Source organism: Pedobacter sp. Hv1 (assembly GCF_001412215.1).
In the GTDB taxonomy this organism is placed as follows: domain Bacteria; phylum Bacteroidota; class Bacteroidia; order Sphingobacteriales; family Sphingobacteriaceae; genus Pedobacter.
Window position 1 is genome coordinate 664963 of the sequence record NZ_LLWP01000001.1, and the last position, 19811, is coordinate 684773.

Below are 19811 nucleotides of genomic sequence, written 5' to 3' on the forward strand. Positions count from 1 at the left end.
ATGAAAAATATTAAAAATAGAACAATATTGACCCTGTTAGTAATTGCAGGTCTATTGGGGAGCTGTAAAAAAGATGTCGTGATGTACGACAAAGGTTTTACCTCTTTTAAATTTATCGTTAAAGACAATTTGGGTATAGAAAAAGAATACCCGGGTGTAATTAAAGATGGAGAAATTGTGGTTGCCTTACCCATTGAAGTTGATGTAACCAACCTCAAAGCGAGTTTTGCAATGGAAAACCCACGTACAATTGTACAGGTTGGAACAATTGTACAAGAACCCGGAATCTCAGTTCAGGATTTCACCAAAGCTGTGATCTATAAAGTAAAGGCAGAAGACAAAACTACCAGAAGTTATGCAGTTAGGGTAGAGAAAAAAGTGGCCTTAAAATCTTTTGGTTTCTTTATAGATGACAATCCGGGGTTGACCGAAAATTATGTCGGTATCATTAGAGGCACAGATATAGAAGTGAATGTGCCAGAAACAGTAAACTTAACCAAATTGGTTGCCCGTTTTGAAACCACCACTGGAGCTGTACTAAAAATTGGCAGTACCACACAAGAAAACAAAGTAACCATTAATGATTTTACCACTCCTTTGATATATTCATTTAATGATGCCAGCTTAACCACACCTTTAAATTTTACGGTAAGTATTGATTTCTTGGGCCGTCAATGGAGCCTTGTTGCAGCGGACTTAACAGGTTTAGTAACCGCATCAGGTATCAAAATGACGATCAATCCATTCAACAACTTCCCTTATTTTGTGTACCAACGTACTGGTAAAGATGAGGCCGGAGTAACAATTGAAACCGATAACAGAAAAGTAGCAGTAATAGGCTATGATGGTAAGGATTGGAATAATATTGGCGCCATGACTGGTGTGTCAGAATTTAGGGCCGATGTACCAGGAATTGCTTTCGACTCTGAAGGAACCCTCCATATTGCTTATAAGGATTACCTAAATGGAGACCAAAAAGCAACTGTACTCAAATACAATGGAACAACTTGGAATGCAGTAGGTAGCCGTAGGTTCACCCCAATCAAAGTTGATTACTTATCATTTGCAATGACAGCCAACGATGTTCCATTAGTGGCCATGGCAAAAACTGGAACCGATGCGTCAGGAATTCCTGCAAGGGGTTTATATGTATCTAGTTATACTGCTAACACTTGGGGTTCAATAACGCCTCCGGGTGGAATTACAGTTTTTTACGACCAGATTATTAAAGGTTTGGATGGTAAAAACTACCTAGGCATAATGGATAGAAGCACTGGTGTAAACAAACCATCGTTATTTAAATACCAGAACAATACTTGGGTAGCTGTTGGACTAACTTCATTTACAGCTCCAGATGGGCTAGTTGGTTTCCAAGGTGTAAGTATTGCTGTTGATAAAGAAGGCGAAGCTTATTTGGCCTACCAAGTTGCCCCAACTTCTGGCAGATTAGACCATGTAATGAAATTCAACAAAACTACTGGTAACTGGCAAGAACTGGGCAATCCAGTATCAAGCGGTGGTGAAAGAGACAAATTTGCGTTGGCTGTAGACGACAATGGAGTTTTATATTTTGCTTATGCAAATGCGACCTCTGTTTTAGTTAAAACCTTTAACAAAGCCACCAACAACTGGAACACCGAAAGAAGGGTAATTAGCGAAAAAGTAAATGAATTTGATATGCAGGTGGCTGCAGATGGAACAATTTATATTGTGGCCAGCCTTACGGGTAGCAGTAAAACTGTGATGTATAAATATGCAAAATAACCAATTTCAATTATGGTGGACGTGGATCTTATAGATTACAGTCTAGGTGTTGTAGCCTGGCAAATCCTTAATGGTATTTTATTGGTACTCATTATTTTTTTAATCATCAAGTTTTTGGTTAAAAACACTAGAAATTAATTCGTATACTGATGAACAAAATTCAACCCCCATTAAGAACAATGCTTAATGGGGGTTTTTGTTACTGTGTTCTTCCTTGTTCTTCTGTAGATCCAGAATTCCTTTTTCTCAGCTCTATTTTAGAATTACCAAAACGATAATTGAACCTTAAGCGCAAATTACGGCTATCATATTGGCTTCTTAACTTATAGTTTACATTGCCGTAATTGGCTTCACTACGGGTTATAGAAGTAAAAAAGATATCATTAACAGCTAAAGATACCGTTGCCTTGTTTTTCCATAGGCCTTTTCCAATAGTAGAACCAATATGGTAATAAGGCAAGTTGATCTGATAACCATAAGTTGCTCTACTTTGTCCATAATAACTTACATCGATCCACCAGTCTTTTGGCAGCTTAAAATGGTTATCTATAGAAAGATAAGCGGTCAATTGTTTAACCTTTATTTTGTCGCCTTGGTAATCAAACTGATAACGGTTTAATGATGAACCCCCACTTATATTCAAGTCCCACAATTTGAAAAATTGATTGTAATAGCTCATACTCACCCCTGTATTGTAGTTTTGATTCATATTGGTCTTATAACTGGTAGAAACCTTGGTCAGGTCGTTTATCTCTCGCAAATCTGTAATTACATCATTCACCTTACTATACGATACACCAACAGAAAGCCCAATACTAGAATTGAAGCCTAGCCTATAACTATTGGTAAAAGAAGGATTAAGATAGGGATTGCCTCTACTTACATCATAAGCACCATTTACAATTACAAATGGATTTAAAGCGTTATAAGAGGGTCTGCCAATTCGCTTTCCATAAGAAAACGACAAACTGTTTTTACCAAACTTATAGGCCAACAAAGCATTAGGAAACAGGTTAAGGTAATCTCGTTTAACCATATTGCTCAAGGTTAGTGAATTTCCACTGGTGATAGTTTCTTCTGCCCTTAAACCCAATTGTAGGGTAAATTTCTGATAGGTCTGTCTACTGCTCACATAGGCTGCCAATAAGGTTTCCTGATATAAAAAATCGTTACTTCCACGGTCTTTAAAAGCCCCATCTTCATATTTGCTCACAGAATTAAATTGATTGCTCAGGTCTACATAACTTGTTTTAAATCCAGCCTCTAAAGTTCCCTTATATAATTTCTGGCTATAATCTGCCTTATAGCTATATATTTTAGATTTGGTATGTCCACCTTGAAGAAATTGCTGCATTGAAAAAATAGGGTTTCCTACGGTATTCAGCAGTTGGGTACCCAATTGGTTATCATTGGTAAAATCAAATATCCCAATATCCGCATCCATGGTCAGCTCTTGTTTTTTGACCGAATCTATGGTTATTTTATAATTCAAGTTCAAGTTGCCCCCTTTGCTATTGGTTTTATTTTTTGCATCCGCATATCTTATCGAATCTATAGCAGCAGCACTAAAAGCAGAAATATTGGTTTCCGTAATCAAGTTCGATCTCCTATTGTTATCATAAGCTGTTAACAAAACACCAAAAACAGCTTTGTTCTTAAGGTAATGGTCCCAACCTAACCTAACATTATGCCCCCCATATGGAACGCTATAGGTCCGTTTTTCATCTAAACGCTGGTTGGCTACCTGGAAAAAAGTATGCATCTCTATTTCTTGAGATTGTTTGCCAAAGCCATAGCTATAAGTGCCATATAAGTAATCATTTTTGCTTCTATAGGTTAAGCCTGCCGAAATAGATTGACTGGTAGGGTACTTCCATCCATATCCGGTAGTTAATCCCAAATTCATATCATAACCCGGAGTTTGACGTTTCAATGTTTTGATATTGATTACTGCACCACCATCTTGTGCATCAATTTTTGCCGAAGGACTATGGATTACTTCGATCTGACTGATTGTTGCCGGACTGGTACCACTTAATAAATTCATCAGGTCATTTCCACTCATCCTAACCGATTTGCCATCTATCATTACATTTACGGCTTTATTTTCCAATAAAATCTCAGTTCCATTTTTAATCACTACACCTGGTATTTTTTTAAGGATATCTGTGGCATCCATTCCCAAACGCATATTGCCATCAACATTGACCACTGTCCGATCAAATTGTTGTTCTATCAGCGGCCTTTGCCCACTTACCTTAATTTCTTTTAACAGTTGCGTTTGCTCTTGTAGGTAAACGATCAATTCATTTTCAAAAACAGGTTTTGCCCTATAAGGAATATACCCTAGATAGTTTATTGCTAAATAAACTGCTTTAGAAGGCACTACAATACTGAAAACTCCCCTTTCATCTGTAATTACTGTGCTTAATTTTTTGTTTGTACCTTCTTCATACAGGTTAATGTTTACACCACTTAGGGCGATGCTATCCTTGCCAAAAACCTTGCCCCTTACTTGTAAGGTATTTTGCTGGGCCAATACATATAATGGAAAAATAAGCCATAAAATGATCACAATCTTCTTCATAAATTTTTAATCTTTATCGAAAATATTGTTCCAAACTAGCCTCAAAGAGCAAAATCTTTTAACCGTTAGATGTCCTCTACCAATTAGCCAATTTCATCGGCAATGGTTTTGAAGACAGATTTGTGGTTTTGGCAGACGAATAAGTTTGAAATATGGATTATGAATAGCTCGATAAAATCAAATCACTTAACTTTAACCATGAAGTTTAAACTAGGCTGGCTGTCATTTGGCTTTTTAATTTTTTATGCCTTTCAGCAGGTGACATGGAGTATTGGTAACCATTTAAATAATGGCGATGACATATTCTATTTCCTTCGTGGTAAGGCAGGCTTATACTATCCATTTCATTTACTGGTTTGGCTCTTATGTGCATTGGTTAGCTACAGCTTATTTTACATCCTTTTTTACCGCTACAAACAAAAAACCATAGCTATCATATGTTATATCCTTATTGGCATTCCATTAATGATTGGTATCCGATACCTGATGGAAGAAGTTATCCTTTTTGCCATTAAAGGGAAACATAATTATAGTGCAGACATGCTCATCCCCTTGAGATATTTCATCGATAATATCTACTTCACCATCTATTACAGCGCATTTGGGATTGTTTTCTTTTTCATTCAGCTCAATAACTTTCAACAAAAGATGCAGAACGAGTTGATCATTAGAAACCGACAGGCAGAACTTTCTTTTCTACGGTCGCAGATCAACCCTCATTTTTTATTCAATAGCTTAAACAACGTTTATACACTGGTTTATCAAGGATCTGAAAAAGCATTGGCATCCATTAGTAAATTATCTGAGCTATTGCGTTACATGTTGTATGAAGAAGAGGAAAGAGTTGCACTAATCAAAGAAGTCCGTTACCTGCAACATTACATCGACCTTCAATTGATGCGGTATGATTTTGTGCCTGCTACCAAAATCAACATCTCGCTTCCTGCAGATTGCACCTTAAGAATTGCGCCTTTAACCCTAATTCCTTTTGTTGAAAATGCTTTTAAACATGGCAACCTACGCGATGAAAACTTACCTTTGATTATCGACCTTCGTTTAAATGAAGAAAACCTGTTGTTTAATGTGAGCAATAAAATAGGCAATTTTAACAAAGACCATACAGGCGGCATTGGTTCAGAGAATGTGAAAAAAAGATTGGACCTGATCTATGGAGATCAACACACTTTGGCCATAGTTGATTTTAATGAAGAATACAGCGTTAAATTAACCATTAACCTACATGAATAATTACGAAAAGGAAATCAATTGTATTGTGGTTGACGATGAGCCATTGGCCATTGCCCTCTTGAGTGATTATATCCATAAAACCCCTGGTTTAACATTGATGGCTTCTACTTCAGACCCGATGAATGCCCTTAAGCTAGCCAAGAATGACAATGTCGACCTTGTTTTTTTAGATATGCAAATGCCAGAGTTAACTGGCCTTCAATTCATGAAGATCCTACAAAAAAAATGCATGGTTATTATTACCACAGCCTATAGCGAATATGCGTTGGAAAGTTATGATCACCATGTGGTAGATTACCTTTTAAAACCAATTACCTTTGATCGTTTTCTGGTTGCTGTAGAAAAAGCTCAAGAAAGAGCTACAGTTGCCACCTCTATTGTACCAGTACAAACCAGTACTCCTTTACAAAATCAATTCATCTTTGTAAAAACAGATTACCGCCTGGTTAAAATTTCATTAGACCATATTTATTACCTAGAAGGAGCCAGAGATTATGTAATTATCCATACCATCAACGAGCAAATCCTTACTTTACAAAGCATGAAATCGTTAGAAGATGAATTGCCTAGTGATCAATTTATGCGTATCCATAAATCTTATGTGATTGCACTTAACAAAATCAGTTTCATTGAACGTGGGCGTGTATCTATCAACGAACAACTCATCCCCATCAGCGATACACATAAAGACCGACTCCTCGAAAAGCTGAAATTATTGCGTTAAAATCCAACAGATTATACTGCTTTCTATTTCAGTAAAAGATAAATTTTATAATTTTACAGGTATCTTAAAATACCAATTGAAATGACCAATATCAAAGTAATCGCATTTGATGCCGATGACACTTTATGGGTAAACGAACCTTATTTTAGAGAAGCCGAAGAAAAATTTTGTGCCTTATTAGAAGATTACCTACCCCTACACAGTGTAGCTAACGAATTGTTTAAAACAGAAATACGCAATCTGCCTTTATACGGATATGGCATTAAGGGTTTTATGCTTTCAATGATTGAAACCATTTTAGAAGTTACCGAAGGAACCGCAAGTTTAGAAATGATCAGCAAGGCCATACAATATGGCAAGGAACAACTGAACAAACCCATTGAATTATTAGATGGAATAGAATTGGTGCTTGAAACGCTGAAAGGAGATTACCGTTTGGTAGTAGCTACAAAAGGTGATCTGCTAGACCAAGAAAGAAAACTACAGAAATCTGGCTTGGAAAAATATTTTCATCACATTGAAATTATGAGCGATAAGCAAGAAAAGGATTATTTAAAATTGTTAAAACATCTAGATTGCAAGCCAGAAAATTTTTTGATGATTGGTAATTCTTTGAAATCTGATGTGTTACCAGTTTTACAGATTGGTGGACACGCAGTTCATGTCCCCTTCCATACCACATGGGCGCATGAAGAAATCGAAAATAATGTAGAACACGAGAATTTTACACCAGTACAAACCATCAGCGATATTTTACCCCTACTGAAATGAGACAGCTTTTTGACTTAGAAAATTGGCCTAGAAAAGACCATTTCAATTTCTTTAACCAATTTGAAGAACCTTTTTTTGGTGTGGTGGTAGAAATCGATTGTACCATAGCCTACGATAAATGCAAGCGAGAAGGAAAAGGCTTTTTCTTGTATTATTTGCATCAGGCATTGGCTGCAGCGAATGCTATTGAAAATTTTAGGTTAAGGATTGAAGACGATCAGATTTATCTCTATGATGCGGTGCATGCCTCGGCAGTCATCAATCGCCCAGATGGCACTTTTGGTTTTTCGTACATCGATTATGCTGTTCAATTTGCAGATTTTCAGGTCGAAGCCCAAAAAGAAATCAAAAGAGTTAAAGATTCTACTGGATTGGTACCTGCAAGTTCAGGGGCTAATGTGATCCATATTTCGGCCATGCCATGGTTAAAGTTTACGTCTTTATCACATGCCAGAAGTTTTACCTTTAAAGATAGCTGTCCGAAGTTTTCTTTTGGTAAAATGATCGAGCAAAATACCCAAAAAATAATGCCATTGGCTATCCATGTCAATCATGCACTTATGGATGGTTACCATGTAAGCCTATTTGTAGATGATTTTCAGCAACGAATGAATTCACTTTAATTTAAAACATGGAAGTACAAGAATTTGAACTGATTGGTTTATCGTTACCAGCTAAAACAAGCAATATCAATCAACAGGCTATGATAGATTGTGGAAACTTGTGGCAACAATTTGAGACAGAAAATATAATAGCTAGCATTCCAAATAAACTAAGTGAGGAGATATTTGCTGTTTATCATAATTACGATGGAGATTATACCCAACCTTATGCCTATTTTATTGGTTGTAAGGTAGAAAAAGGCACAGTTGCAACAAAAGGGCTCAGCCAGCTTACCATTCCTCAAAACACCTATCAAAAAATAATAGCCAAAGGCAAAATGCCAGATTGTGTAGCCAATGCATGGATAGAGATCTGGAATACTGACCTACCCAGAGTCTATGCCCCAGATTTTGAGGTATATGATGAACAGAGCAAGGATTGGAATAATGCTACCGTATCCATTTATCTATCTGTAAAATCTTAGTTTACATCATTGATCTCACTCCTCAAAAAGCTAAGCTATTTTAACCTCCTCATTGGAATAATTGATTTTATGATATCAAAATCCAATTATACGAGTTGGCCAAATTTGGCATTACTGCTATTTCCCCTTCTTTTTAATTGGCAGATACTTCAAAAGATCAAGTTACAGAGTCTTAAACTTAAAGAATTTCATTTAGGTATATGGCAATATATCTTTGGCACTTTAACTGTCATTTATGCCTTGATCCTCATTTCTACTAGTTTTAGTTTACTGATAATAACAAATCATAACTACATTGGTCTTTTTTTTGGCGTTAAAGACATGCTTTTTGCTTTAACCATAAGTATGCATTTTATCCTCTCTATAAGATTGAAAAACTCGCTTGGTAAAATAAAGCAGTTTAATCCATAACATCCCCTTCTCTTTCTGCTATTTCTTTCTTAATTTAAAGGCGAAAAACAAAATCCTATGAGTGATCAAAAGACTTTATTTATAGAAAAAATAAAAGCATCGTATGCCCCAACAGGTGCATCAATTTATTTGGGTGCAGGCATTTTAGATGGTGAAGTATTGGCCGAAGCTGAAGTTAATCTGCCTTTGCGCATGATGAACCGCCATGGTCTAATTGCAGGTGCTACAGGCACAGGTAAAACCAGAACCTTACAATTACTTGCCGAACAGCTTTCTGATGCTGGAGTGCCTGTTTTTATGTTAGATGTGAAAGGTGATCTTTCAGGTCTATATCAGGCTGGAACGAGCAACCCAAAAATTGAAGATCGTGCAAAGCAACTAAATAAAACTTTTACCCCTAGTGGATTTCCGATAGAACTTTATTCCTTAAGTGGAAAAACTGGTGCACAAATGCGTGCAACGGTAACTGAATTTGGCCCCGTGTTATTGGCCAAAATTTTAGAATTAAATGAAACCCAAACGGGCGTTTTGGCGGTAATTTTCAAATATGCCGATGACAACAAAATGCCAATTGTTGACTTAAACGACCTGAAAAAATTATTAGGCTATTTATCAGAAGGAACTGGAGCTGCTGAAATTAAAAGTAGCTATGGTTCTATTTCAACAGCAACATCCAGTACCATTTTAAGAAAAATTGTGGCCATAGAGCAACAAGGCTTAGGAGGTATGTTTGGCGAAACTTCTTACGATATCGCCGATCTTTTCAATCGCATTGATGGCAAGGGTGTAATTAGCCTATTGAACATTGCCGATGTACAAAACCAACCCGTTTTATATTCCACTTTTTTACTGAGTTTATTGGCAGAAATTTACCAGTCGATGCCAGAAGCTGGAGATTTAGATCAACCTAAATTGGTTTTCTTTTTTGATGAAGCACATTTGCTTTTTAACGATGCACCAAAAGCATTTTTAGATCAGGTCAATACCATTATCCGTTTAATCCGCTCTAAAGGTATTGGTGTTTTCTTTTGTACGCAATCGCCAATGGATATTCCTGAAAGTGTTTTGGCGCAATTAGGTAACCGTGTGCAACATGCATTAAGGGCATTTACACCAAATGATGTAGACGCTTTAAAGAAAACAGTAAATACTTACCCTAAGTCCGATTTTTACCAGATAGACAAAATGCTAACGGCTTTAGGTACAGGGCAAGCTCTAGTAACTGTATTAAACGAAAAAGGCATCCCTACAGAAGTTGCGGCCACCATGCTAACCCCACCAAGAGCTGTAATGGGACCAATGGCAGCCATAGATTGCGAACGCTTAATGCAAGCCAGCCCTTTGTTTACAAAATACCAAGAAACAATTGACCCTGTAAGTGCATTTGAAATGCTTACAGATAAGATAAACCTGAAAATGGCCGAAGAAAATGAGGCAAAGGCAGCAGAAGAAGAACAGAAAAGAGTGGAAGCCGAAAGTAAACCCAAACCAGGAGAGAAAAGCATTGTTGAGCAGGTAATGGGTGCAACGATTACCCGTCAGATTGGGAAAGAAATTGTTCGTGGTCTTTTTGGCATGCTTACAGGCAAAAAACCTAGGACAAGAAGCGGTGGCATTTTTGGCTTTTAAAACTTACCTTTGAAATTACAATAATTAAGATTTTCCAATTCTAAATATACTTAATGAAACCCACTTTATTAATTTTGGCCGCAGGAATGGCTAGCCGTTACGGAAGTATGAAACAAATTGATGGATTTGGCCCGAACGGCGAAACCATTATCGATTACTCTATATATGATGCAATTAAAGCCGGGTTTGGCAAAGTTGTATTTATCATCAAAGAAGAATTTGTAACTAATTTTAGAAATATATTCGACCCTAAGTTAAAAGGCAAGATTGAAGTTGATTACGTTTTCCAAAATTTCGATTTGAAACAATTTGATATCGAAGAAGAAATATACCGCGAAAAACCTTGGGGTACAGCACATGCCATCCTATCTGGAAGAAAAGTGGTAAAAGAACCTTTCTGTGTAATCAATGCAGACGATTTTTATGGTTTTGATGCTTATCAAAAGATGGTTGATTTTTTAACCACAGAAGCCAATGACAGCAATTATTCGATCATAGGTTATCAAATCGGAAAAACACTCTCTGATTTTGGTGCAGTATCTCGTGGCGTATGTAAAGTTGATGAAAGCAATAATCTCCAAGAAATTGTTGAACGCACCAAAGTTTTTGAAGAAAACGGGGTAATTGTATATGAAGAAGAAGGTACACAATATCCATTGACTTTTGAAACACCAGTATCGATGAATTTTTGGGGCTTTACACCTGCTGTTTTTCAAATCACAGAAGAGCTATTCAAAGAATTTGCAATGGCCAATAAAGACAAACCTAAAGCAGAATTCTTTATCCCTTTAATTGGAGAAACCCTAGTAAAAAACAATACAGCAACCTTTAAAGTTGTACCAACTTCAAATCAGTGGTTTGGCGTTACCTATAAAGAAGATAAACCTTTCGTGCAAGCTAGCATTGATCAGCTGATCAAAGATGGAGCGTATCCAGAAAAACTATGGAGTTAAATATTGATGAAGATATTTTAAAGGCTTACGGATTTACTTTAAATATCACTACTTTACAACAAGTAGGTTCAGGACATATCAACCGAACCTATTTGCTTTCTACATTGCAAAATAACAAACAATACATTCTTCAGAATATTAATGTACATGTTTTTAAAGATCCCTTTGCTATTGCCAACAATATCAAAGCGGTTGCTGATTATTTAAAAGCAAATAATCCAGATTATCTTTTTCCAGCTCCAATTCCGACATTAGATGGCCATTTAATGTTTGCCCATAATGGCGATTATTGGCGTTTACTTCCTTTTGTAGCCAACACCATGGCCTTTGATACTTTAAGCGATCCAAAACAAGCCTACGAAGCCGCTAAACAATTTGGCAAATTAAGTAGACTCTTAAATAATTTCGATACGGAAGTGCTCCAACCTACAATTCCAGGTTTCCATGACTTGGCTTGGCGTTATGAGCAATTCACCTTTGCACTAAGTCAAACCTCAACAGAACTAAAGCTCAAAGCTAGTCATGAAATTGAAACTGCATTGCGCCATCATTTTATTGTAGATTATTATAAATCTTACGAACATCGTAAAGATTTCCCTAATCGGGTAATGCACCACGACACTAAGATCAGCAATGTACTTTTAGATGAAACTGATTACCATGGCATTTGTGTAATTGACTTAGATACCTTAATGCCTGGTAAATTTATCTCAGATCTGGGCGACATGATGCGCACCTATTTATGTGCCTATGCAGAAAATGAGATAGATTTAGCTAAAATCAAGATCAGGTTACCTTATTTTAAAGCTACTGTTGAAGGTTATTTGTCAGAAATGGCTGATATGTTAACCCCCACAGAACAAGAACTGATCTTATTTTCTGGCAAATACATTGTGTACATGCAAGCCCTACGTTTTTTAACTGATTACTTGAACGGAAGTATTTACTACCCTATTTCTTATCCTACACAAAACTTGGATAGAGCTAAAAATCAATTGAAACTCTTAAATGAATTATTCGAGAATGAGAAGATTCTTCAAGACATCATTGAAGAATGTTTAGCTTAAAGCATATAAATTAGACGCCTCTTTATGTCACAGATCAACAATGAATTAAAAAAAGAATTCCAGATCGAAAGAATGATTTTATTTACCGATGCTGTTTTTGCCATTGCAATTACACTTCTGGTCATTGAAATCAAACCACCCCATATTGCACATGGCATGAGCAGTTCTCAAATAGCCCAGCAGTTATCAGATCTTCTGCCACTATTTATAGGATTTATCATTAGCTTTTTTGTCATTGCTATTTATTGGCGCTCACACCATCGTTTGTTTTCTTTTGTTAAAGATTATGATGACAGGTTGATCTGGTTAAACTTCTTTTTCCTGTTTACCATTATCTTAATGCCTTTTAGCTCGGCTTATTATAGCGAAAACACGGCACTTACCATTCCCTTCTATTTCTATTGCATAAATGTTGGAGCCACAGGTCTATTTAACTACGCCATGTTAAGTTACATTATTAAGCATAGAGGAAGAATTTCTGATGGTTTTGACAACCTCAAAGCACGCCAATTGGCACGTTGGAGAACATTAACTGTTCCTTGTATTTTTATTTTTGGATTAGTACTTGATTTTTGTTTGCCCTCAGCTAACGGCTTAAATATGCTCAGTAGGTTTGCACCTATGCTAATTTGGCCAGCTATCCTAATTTTAAATAGAACCTTCGGAAAGGTAAAAGAATTAGAATATCAACCTAAACCAGTTGTAAAACGCAAGAAATAAATTAAAATCATTATCATAAAAAAAGCGTCGCTGAACTTAATCAACGACGCTTTTTTATTGTTTTACGGTTTATTCAGTTCCAAACTCAGAACTGCAAACTGAAGACTGAGAATTGAATTATTTCTTCTCTTCGTCTTTTACTTCTTCAAAATCAACATCAGTCACAGTATCGCCACCTTGTTGAGCATCAGCTTGTGGTGCTCCTTCTGGTGCCTGTCCATCCTGACCTGCTTTGTACATCTCTTCAGAAGCTACATTCCAAGCATTTTGCAATTCTTCTTGTGCAGCATCGATATCAGCAAAGTTGCGAGACAAATGTGCTGCTTTTAATTTCTCTAAACCAGCTTCGATCGGTGCTTTTTTATCAGCAGATAATTTATCACCAAACTCTTTCAATTGTTTCTCAGTAGAGAAAATTAAAGCATCAGCGCCATTAATTTTATCTGCTTCTTCTTTAGCTTTAGCATCAGCTTCAGCATTTGCTTCAGCTTCTTCTTTCATTTTTTTGATCTCTTCATCAGTTAAACCAGATGATGCTTCGATACGGATTTTTTGCTCTTTACCAGTAGCTTTATCTTTTGCACTTACGTGTAAGATACCATTGGCATCAATATCAAAAGCAACTTCTACTTGAGGCACACCACGTGGTGCTGGTGGAATTCCATCTAAAATGAAACGACCAATAGTACGGTTCTGAGCAGCCATCGGACGCTCACCTTGTAAAATATGGATTTCTACACTTGGCTGGTTATCAGCAGCAGTAGAGAAAGTTTCTGCTTTTTTAGAAGGAATAGTTGTATTGGCTTCAATTAATTTAGTCATTACACCACCCATAGTTTCAATACCTAAAGAAAGCGGAGTAACATCTAATAACAATACGTCTTTAACCTCACCAGTTAATACACCACCTTGAATAGCAGCACCAATAGCTACAACCTCATCAGGATTTACACCTTTACTTGGCTCTTTACCAAAGAAAGCTTTAACTGCATCCTGAATAGCAGGAATACGAGTTGAACCACCTACTAAGATAATTTCGTCGATATCACTTACTTTTAAACCAGCATTTTTCAAGGCAGATTTACAAGGATCAATTGTACGTTTGATCAAATCGCCAGCCAATTGCTCAAATTTAGCACGGCTTAAAGTTCTAACCAAGTGTTTCGGACCACTTGCATCAGCAGTAATATAAGGCAAATTGATTTCTGTAGAAGTAGTGCTCGACAATTCAATTTTAGCTTTTTCAGCAGCTTCTTTTAAACGTTGTAAAGCCATTGGATCTTTAGCCAAGTCCATTCCGTTTTCAGTTTGGAATTCTGCAGCTAACCAATCAATAATTACGTGATCAAAATCATCACCACCTAAGTGTGTATCACCATCAGTAGATTTTACTTCAAAAACGCCATCACCCAATTCTAATACAGAAACGTCATGTGTACCACCACCACAGTCAAACACCACAATTTTCATGTCTTTGTGTGCTTTATCCAAGCCATAAGCTAAAGCTGCAGCAGTTGGTTCGTTAATGATACGTTTTACAGTTAAACCCGCAACTTCACCAGCTTCTTTAGTAGCTTGACGTTGTGCATCGTTAAAGTAAGCAGGTACGGTAATTACCGCTTCAGTAACTTCTTGTCCTAAGAAATCTTCAGCAGTTTTTTTCATTTTCTGCAAAATCATTGCAGAAATTTCTTGTGGAGTATATTTACGGTCGTCAATCTCTACACGAGGTGTATTGTTGTCGCCTTTAACTACTTTATAAGGTACTCTAGAAATTTCTTTAGCAACCTCAGCATAGCTGCTGCCCATAAAGCGTTTAATAGAATAAATTGTTTTTGTAGGGTTCGTTATCGCCTGACGTTTAGCAGGTTCACCCACTTTACGCTCGCCGTTCTCTGCAAAAGCAACAATCGATGGCGTAGTACGTTTACCCTCACTGTTGGCTATAACTACAGGTTCGTTACCTTCCATTACAGAAACGCAAGAGTTTGTTGTTCCTAAGTCTATACCAATTATTTTTCCCATTTTATTATGTATTTCTTTTAAATTTTTAATGTTTACAAGCTAATAACAAGCAATGTGCCAATTAGGTTTTGGCAGAAATAACAGCAAAAAAACTGTTAAAATGTAAAAAATAGTCCATTATTATGCTGACAGCTTGGCAGAATTAGGATAAAAGGCAGTACGTTTAAAGATTCAAGGTTTTTGGCATTCGGTAATGACAGTCCTGCCAGCCTACCGCAGGCAGGCTGTTCGCTTTACTTCGTGTTCGCTACCATCAGGTTGGTGGCACAAAAGGCTGTGCATAGCTTTTACATCAGACTTTCTAAGGTGTCGCAAATTGCGACACCTTATTTATTTAAATCCCTAAAAGTTTTTCCAGATGATGGTAACTTATTCCAAAGTAAGTCTTGGTATCCTTTATTTTCTTTAAAATCTCTTTTTTCCTTTCGCTTTCAGCTTTAAGCTTTAAACTTTCAGCTCTCTTCACCCCTACTACCAAAACATTCTTCGGCGTATGTGCATCAGAAATAAATTCGAACACCTTTGTTTTATAACCACAGTATTCTAAAATGAGGGCTCTTAATCCATCGGTAACCATTTCGGCCTGACGTTCTAAAAATATCCCGTATTTGGTAAGAAAGGAAACATCGTTTTTAACTTTGTTTTGCTCTATCTCTCGTCTAATCTGCTTATGGCAACAAGGCGCAACAACAATTAATTCTGCCCCGGCCTGTATCCCTTTGTAAATGGCATCATCGGTAGCGGTATCACAAGCGTGTAAGGCAATCAATAAATTGATATCAGCTACTGCGTAATCTTCAATTGTACCCTGCACAAAATTCAATTGGTCAAAGTTAGCCTGTTTAGCAATACCATTACAAAGAGTAACCAGGTCTTCTCTAAACTCTACACCAGTTACTTTCGTCTTTAACGCTAATTGTTGATGCAAATAATCGTATAAGGCAAAAGTTAAATATCCTTTACCCGAACCCATATCTACCACATTTTTAATTGTCCCTTCGGGCAATTCCTTAATCAAGGAACTCAATATCTCTATGTATTGATTGATCTGTTTATACTTATCTTGGGCATTTTTAAAAACATTCCCTTCTGCATCGGTAATTTTCAATGCAGGCAAATAAGCATTCCCACTAGGTTTAATCAGTCGTTTCTTTTCTTTGTTATGCTCCAAACTCGGTTGCAGTTTTACATTTAAATCTCTTTCCCGAATCTTGATTACATCCTTTTTATCATGCTCCAAAATTACTTCCTTATGGGTAGTAAATAAAGTAGCAATCTTAAAATCATTACTTAACAAATTGATTATTAAAGCAATTCCTTCTGTTATTGAAAGATTTTTAAATATGTCTCTAGTTTTATAACGGTAATTAAACGAAAGCATGTCTGCTCTTTTAATGATCACCTTTTTAACGTAGAGATTTTTTAACTCTCGATCATTCCCCTTGTAATTACCCAAAGAAATTTTCACTAGTGTACCATCAGCAGTTACTGTGTTTAAAAGATCCTTAAAAATTGCCAATGTCCCCGTATTGTCCATATCAATAGCTTAATAATTACTTCGCTATTATATGATCAAAATAGCTACCGTATCGTTTTTATTTAACAAAATTAAGCTTTAAATTAGGATATAGTTAAATTATAACCACTTATAATGACCGACTTTCAAATAAAAAAATCTTCTACTGTATATGATGCCATCGTAGTTGGCTCTGGGGCAGGCGGAGGAATGGCTGCCTATGTATTGGCTCATGCCGGACAAAAAGTTTTAATGCTCGAGGCTGGCCAATATTTCGATCCAAGAACTGATGCCCAACAACTAAAATGGCCTTGGGAATCGCCTAGACGAGGTGCTGGTACTACCCGCCCATTTGGCGATTTCGATGCATCTTATGGAGGTTGGCAATTAGATGGCGAGCCTTATACCACTAAAGATAAGACAGAGTTTGAATGGTTTAGGTCGCGTATGCTAGGTGGCCGTACCAACCATTGGGGAAGAATTTCTTTAAGAATGGGTCCTGTAGACTTTAAACCAACAGACGGATTAACAGATCCTTGGCCAATAACCTATGATGACCTGAAACCATTTTATGATAAAATTGACAGGATGATTGGCATTTATGGTACCGCCGAAGGAATTGAAAATGAACCAGATGGTATTTTTATGAAGCCACCTAAACCCCGTTTGCATGAGCTTTTTATTAAAAATGGGGCTCAAAAAGCAGGTGTTCCTGTTATTCCGGGCAGAGGTGCAGTAATGACCGAAAGCATTAAGGGCAATAATGATCGTGCACCTTGTTTTTATTGTGGTCAATGTGGTCGAGCCTGTAAAGTTTATGGCGATTTTTCGGCATCTTCATGTTTGGTTATCCCAGCAGTAAACACTGGAAATTTAACAGTAATTACCGATGCCATGGTTAGAGAAGTAATTACCGACAAAGATGGCACTGCGAAAGGTGTTTCTTATGTAAACAGAAAAGATTTACAAGAATACCAGGTAAATGGCAAACTTATAATTTTAGGTGCCAGTGCCTGCGAGTCGGCTCGGATTTTATTAAATTCAAAATCATCACAACATCCCAACGGACTGGCAAATAACAGTGGTGTAGTAGGAAAATACCTTCATGATTCTACTGGCGCTAGTGTTTCTGGCTTTTTACCACAACTTTTAGATCGAAAAAGGTATAATGAAGATGGTGTAGGTAGCGTACACATTTATTCTCCATGGTGGTTAGACAATAAAAAATTAAATTTTCCTCGAGGTTACCATATTGAATACGGCGGTGGGATGCGTATGCCTTCTTACGGCTTTGGTGGAGGTGTTCCAACTCAAAACGGCATGGTACCTGATCGAAATGGTAAAATGAAAGAAGCTGGGGGTTATGGAGCATCACTTAAAGATGATTACCGTCGTTTATATGGAACAGGAGTAGGCATGGCTGGTCGTGGTACTGCAATAGCTAGGGCCGACAATTATTGTGAAATTGACCCAAATGTGGTTGATAAATATGGCATTCCAGTTTTAAGATTTCATTACAAATGGGCCACCGAAGAAATTCTTCAAGCCAAACACATGCAAGAAACATTCCTCTCTATTATGAAAGAGATGGGAGCTGTTGTTACCTCAACAATTCAAGGTCCTGAAACCAATTATGGTCTCGAAGCTCCAGGAAAAATCATTCACGAAGTTGGTACGATCAGAATGGGCGATGATCCAAAAAAGTCAGCCTTAAATAAATATTGCCAAGCACATGATTGTAAAAATCTATTTGTGGTTGATGCTGGTCCCTTTGTACAACAAGGTGATAAAAATGCAACTTGGACTATCCTAGCCTTGGCAATGAGAACAGCCGAATACATTTTGGCAGAAAAGAAAAGACAAAATATTTAATCGTATAAAATGAATAGACGCGATTCGCTTAAGGCCATTGGCCTTACCGCATTAACCACTACAGTACTGCTCGAGGCATGTAAACAACCTGCTACTGAAACCACGACAACAGCTAACCCAGAAAAAGAAGCAGGCCGTGAGCAGTGGGAAGTGGAAAGAGATGTAAAATTGAAGTCAGAAACTTTTTTCACCAAACATGAAATGGCTACTATTGCTGTTCTGGCAGACATCATCATTCCAAAAGACGATTTTTCTGGAAGTGCCACAGATGCCAAAGTACCTGATTTTATAGAATTTATAGTGAAAGACATTCCGGAGCATCAAGTACCGATGCGAGGTGGCCTTAAATGGTTGGACCTTCATTGCTTTAACAAATATGAGAAGTCATTTATTGAGGCTTCGCCGAAAGAACAAATTGCTATCATCGACGAAATTGCCTATCCGAAAAAGGCTAAACCCGAAATGTTGGCTGGAGTATCTTTTTTTAATAGAATGAGAAGTTTAACTGCTTCAGGATTTTATACCAGTGAAATTGGCGTGAAAGATATTGGTTATGTAGGCAATGTCCCTAATCAATGGCCAGGTGTTCCACCAGAGGTACTTAAACAATATGGCATGGAGAACATAAAGATCTAAAATGGAATGTGAGTTCCAATAAAAGAACCAAAATGTAATTATAGTCGAAAGTTGATTATTGCTTGCTCATTCTCTCTATCTTTGAAACCATGAATGTATTACTGGCCTCAACATCTACGCTATTTGGTGAACAATACCTTGCTTACCTCAAAACTGAAATTGTAGCTTTATTCAAGGGAATTGACGAAATCATCTTCATTCCATTTGCTAGACCAAGTGGAATTTCTCATGATGACTATACCTTAAAAGCAGCAAACTTCTTTGCTACAATAGGAATTAAAGTAAAAGGACTTCATGAATTTGACAATAGAAAAGAAGCAATAGAAAATGCCACTGGATTTTTTACAGGAGGCGGAAATACCTTTTTATTGGTTAAAACGATGCATGAATTGGCTTTAATGGATATATTAAAAGTTAATGTTGAAAAAGGTAAACCCTATTTAGGTTGCAGTGCTGGAAGCAATATTGGCGGGATGACTATGAAAACAAGCAACGATATGCCAATTGTTTATCCACCAAGTTTCGATTGTATGGGCCTAGTTCCGTTTAACATTAATGCTCATTATTTAGATCCTCAACCAGAGCTTAGGCATAATGGGGAAACAAGGGAAACACGAATTTTAGAGTTCCTAAGTCAGAATGACACCAAGGTAGTAGGACTTAGAGAAGGAAATTGGATAAGAAGAATAGGCAATCAAATAACCGTAGAAGGTAAACACACTACTAGGATATTTGAAAAAGACCAAACTCCTTATGAGTTAGCTTCTGGAAATAAGCTTTAAACAAAAAGCCCTTTAGGAA

General features: G+C 36.9%; 16 protein-coding genes. 13 read left to right on the plus strand and 3 right to left on the minus strand.

All coding sequences use genetic code 11. The features are described 5' to 3' along the window. Positions 1-1764: a hypothetical protein gene (locus tag AQF98_RS03090; RefSeq protein ID WP_055130442.1), complete on the plus strand. Its 1764-nt coding sequence runs from the start codon at positions 1-3 to the stop codon at positions 1762-1764. 199 nt (positions 1765-1963) lie between these two features. Here AQF98_RS03090 and AQF98_RS03095 read toward each other — a convergent pair whose 3' ends face one another. Then, complete coding sequence (locus AQF98_RS03095) at positions 1964-4351, minus strand: outer membrane beta-barrel family protein (protein ID WP_055130443.1); 2388 nt, start codon at positions 4349-4351, stop codon at positions 1964-1966. A gap of 198 nt (positions 4352-4549) precedes the next feature. On the opposite strand from AQF98_RS03095, the gene AQF98_RS03100 reads away from it, so the two are divergent. The 9 genes from AQF98_RS03100 (at position 4550) to AQF98_RS03145 (ending at position 12961) form a co-directional block, all read left to right on the plus strand. After that, positions 4550-5599: a sensor histidine kinase gene (locus tag AQF98_RS03100; RefSeq protein ID WP_161805842.1), complete on the plus strand. Its 1050-nt coding sequence runs from the start codon at positions 4550-4552 to the stop codon at positions 5597-5599. Beyond that, positions 5592-6323: a LytTR family DNA-binding domain-containing protein gene (locus tag AQF98_RS03105; protein ID WP_055130445.1), complete on the plus strand. Its 732-nt coding sequence runs from the start codon at positions 5592-5594 to the stop codon at positions 6321-6323. Before AQF98_RS03100 ends, AQF98_RS03105 begins: the two co-directional genes overlap by 8 nt. An 81-nt stretch (positions 6324-6404) precedes the next feature. Further along, complete coding sequence (locus AQF98_RS03110; RefSeq protein WP_055130446.1) at positions 6405-7094, plus strand: HAD family hydrolase; 690 nt, start codon at positions 6405-6407, stop codon at positions 7092-7094. Then, positions 7091-7717: a chloramphenicol acetyltransferase gene (locus AQF98_RS03115; RefSeq protein WP_055130447.1), complete on the plus strand. Its 627-nt coding sequence runs from the start codon at positions 7091-7093 to the stop codon at positions 7715-7717. The genes AQF98_RS03110 and AQF98_RS03115 overlap by 4 nt, the downstream gene beginning before the upstream one ends. 8 nt (positions 7718-7725) lie before the next feature. Next, entirely contained in the window at positions 7726-8181 is a 456-nt protein-coding gene (locus AQF98_RS03120; protein WP_055130448.1) for a GyrI-like domain-containing protein, read from the plus strand. A 468-nt stretch (positions 8182-8649) separates the two neighbouring features. After that, positions 8650-10221: a helicase HerA-like domain-containing protein gene (locus AQF98_RS03130; RefSeq protein ID WP_055130450.1), complete on the plus strand. Its 1572-nt coding sequence runs from the start codon at positions 8650-8652 to the stop codon at positions 10219-10221. 53 nt (positions 10222-10274) lie between these two features. Next, complete coding sequence (locus tag AQF98_RS03135; protein WP_055130451.1) at positions 10275-11174, plus strand: sugar phosphate nucleotidyltransferase; 900 nt, start codon at positions 10275-10277, stop codon at positions 11172-11174. Then, the gene (locus AQF98_RS03140; RefSeq protein ID WP_055130452.1) at positions 11165-12241 is read left to right on the plus strand and encodes a phosphotransferase enzyme family protein; all 1077 of its coding nucleotides are present in this window, start codon (positions 11165-11167) and stop codon (positions 12239-12241) included. Before AQF98_RS03135 ends, AQF98_RS03140 begins: the two co-directional genes overlap by 10 nt. A 24-nt stretch (positions 12242-12265) precedes the next feature. Next, positions 12266-12961 carry a TMEM175 family protein gene (locus tag AQF98_RS03145; protein ID WP_055130453.1) on the plus strand — a complete coding sequence of 232 codons (696 nt, stop codon included), beginning with the start codon at positions 12266-12268 and terminating at the stop codon, positions 12959-12961. A 117-nt stretch (positions 12962-13078) separates the two neighbouring features. Here the strand turns inward: AQF98_RS03145 and dnaK are convergent, their stop codons facing one another. Then, positions 13079-14986: a molecular chaperone DnaK gene (dnaK, locus tag AQF98_RS03150; RefSeq protein ID WP_055130454.1), complete on the minus strand. Its 1908-nt coding sequence runs from the start codon at positions 14984-14986 to the stop codon at positions 13079-13081. A gap of 334 nt (positions 14987-15320) precedes the next feature. After that, positions 15321-16523, minus strand: a complete 1203-nt coding sequence (locus AQF98_RS03155; RefSeq protein ID WP_055130455.1) for an SAM-dependent methyltransferase — start codon at positions 16521-16523, stop codon at positions 15321-15323. A gap of 114 nt (positions 16524-16637) precedes the next feature. On the opposite strand from AQF98_RS03155, the gene AQF98_RS03160 reads away from it, so the two are divergent. The 3 genes from AQF98_RS03160 to pepE all read left to right on the plus strand — a co-directional run bounded on the left by AQF98_RS03160 (position 16638) and on the right by pepE (position 19792). Further along, entirely contained in the window at positions 16638-18374 is a 1737-nt protein-coding gene (locus AQF98_RS03160; RefSeq protein ID WP_055130456.1) for a GMC oxidoreductase, read from the plus strand. 9 nt (positions 18375-18383) lie between these two features. Further along, positions 18384-19010, plus strand: a complete 627-nt coding sequence (locus AQF98_RS03165) for a gluconate 2-dehydrogenase subunit 3 family protein (protein WP_055130457.1) — start codon at positions 18384-18386, stop codon at positions 19008-19010. 89 nt (positions 19011-19099) lie between these two features. Beyond that, positions 19100-19792 (plus strand): dipeptidase PepE, encoded by a 693-nt coding sequence (pepE, locus tag AQF98_RS03170; protein WP_055130458.1) that lies wholly within the window; start codon positions 19100-19102, stop codon positions 19790-19792. Positions 19793-19811: the final 19 nt, after the last annotated feature.

Bases quoted from the DNA above. Each gene is read 5' to 3' on its own strand.
- AQF98_RS03155 (WP_055130455.1), bottom strand. From the start codon at position 16,523: ATGGACAATACGGGGACATTGGCAATTTTTAAGGATCTTTTAAACACA.
- AQF98_RS03160 (WP_055130456.1), top strand. From the start codon at position 16,638: ATGACCGACTTTCAAATAAAAAAATCTTCTACTGTATATGATGCCATC.
- pepE (WP_055130458.1), top strand. From the start codon at position 19,100: ATGAATGTATTACTGGCCTCAACATCTACGCTATTTGGTGAACAATAC.
- AQF98_RS03095 (WP_055130443.1), bottom strand. From the start codon at position 4,351: ATGAAGAAGATTGTGATCATTTTATGGCTTATTTTTCCATTATATGTA.
- AQF98_RS03115 (WP_055130447.1), top strand. From the start codon at position 7,091: ATGAGACAGCTTTTTGACTTAGAAAATTGGCCTAGAAAAGACCATTTC.
- AQF98_RS03110 (WP_055130446.1), top strand. From the start codon at position 6,405: ATGACCAATATCAAAGTAATCGCATTTGATGCCGATGACACTTTATGG.
- AQF98_RS03090 (WP_055130442.1), top strand. From the start codon at position 1: ATGAAAAATATTAAAAATAGAACAATATTGACCCTGTTAGTAATTGCA.
- AQF98_RS03130 (WP_055130450.1), top strand. From the start codon at position 8,650: ATGAGTGATCAAAAGACTTTATTTATAGAAAAAATAAAAGCATCGTAT.
- AQF98_RS03165 (WP_055130457.1), top strand. From the start codon at position 18,384: ATGAATAGACGCGATTCGCTTAAGGCCATTGGCCTTACCGCATTAACC.
- dnaK (WP_055130454.1), bottom strand. From the start codon at position 14,986: ATGGGAAAAATAATTGGTATAGACTTAGGAACAACAAACTCTTGCGTT.
- AQF98_RS03145 (WP_055130453.1), top strand. From the start codon at position 12,266: ATGTCACAGATCAACAATGAATTAAAAAAAGAATTCCAGATCGAAAGA.
- AQF98_RS03120 (WP_055130448.1), top strand. From the start codon at position 7,726: ATGGAAGTACAAGAATTTGAACTGATTGGTTTATCGTTACCAGCTAAA.
- AQF98_RS03140 (WP_055130452.1), top strand. From the start codon at position 11,165: ATGGAGTTAAATATTGATGAAGATATTTTAAAGGCTTACGGATTTACT.
- AQF98_RS03100 (WP_161805842.1), top strand. From the start codon at position 4,550: ATGAAGTTTAAACTAGGCTGGCTGTCATTTGGCTTTTTAATTTTTTAT.
- AQF98_RS03105 (WP_055130445.1), top strand. From the start codon at position 5,592: ATGAATAATTACGAAAAGGAAATCAATTGTATTGTGGTTGACGATGAG.
- AQF98_RS03135 (WP_055130451.1), top strand. From the start codon at position 10,275: ATGAAACCCACTTTATTAATTTTGGCCGCAGGAATGGCTAGCCGTTAC.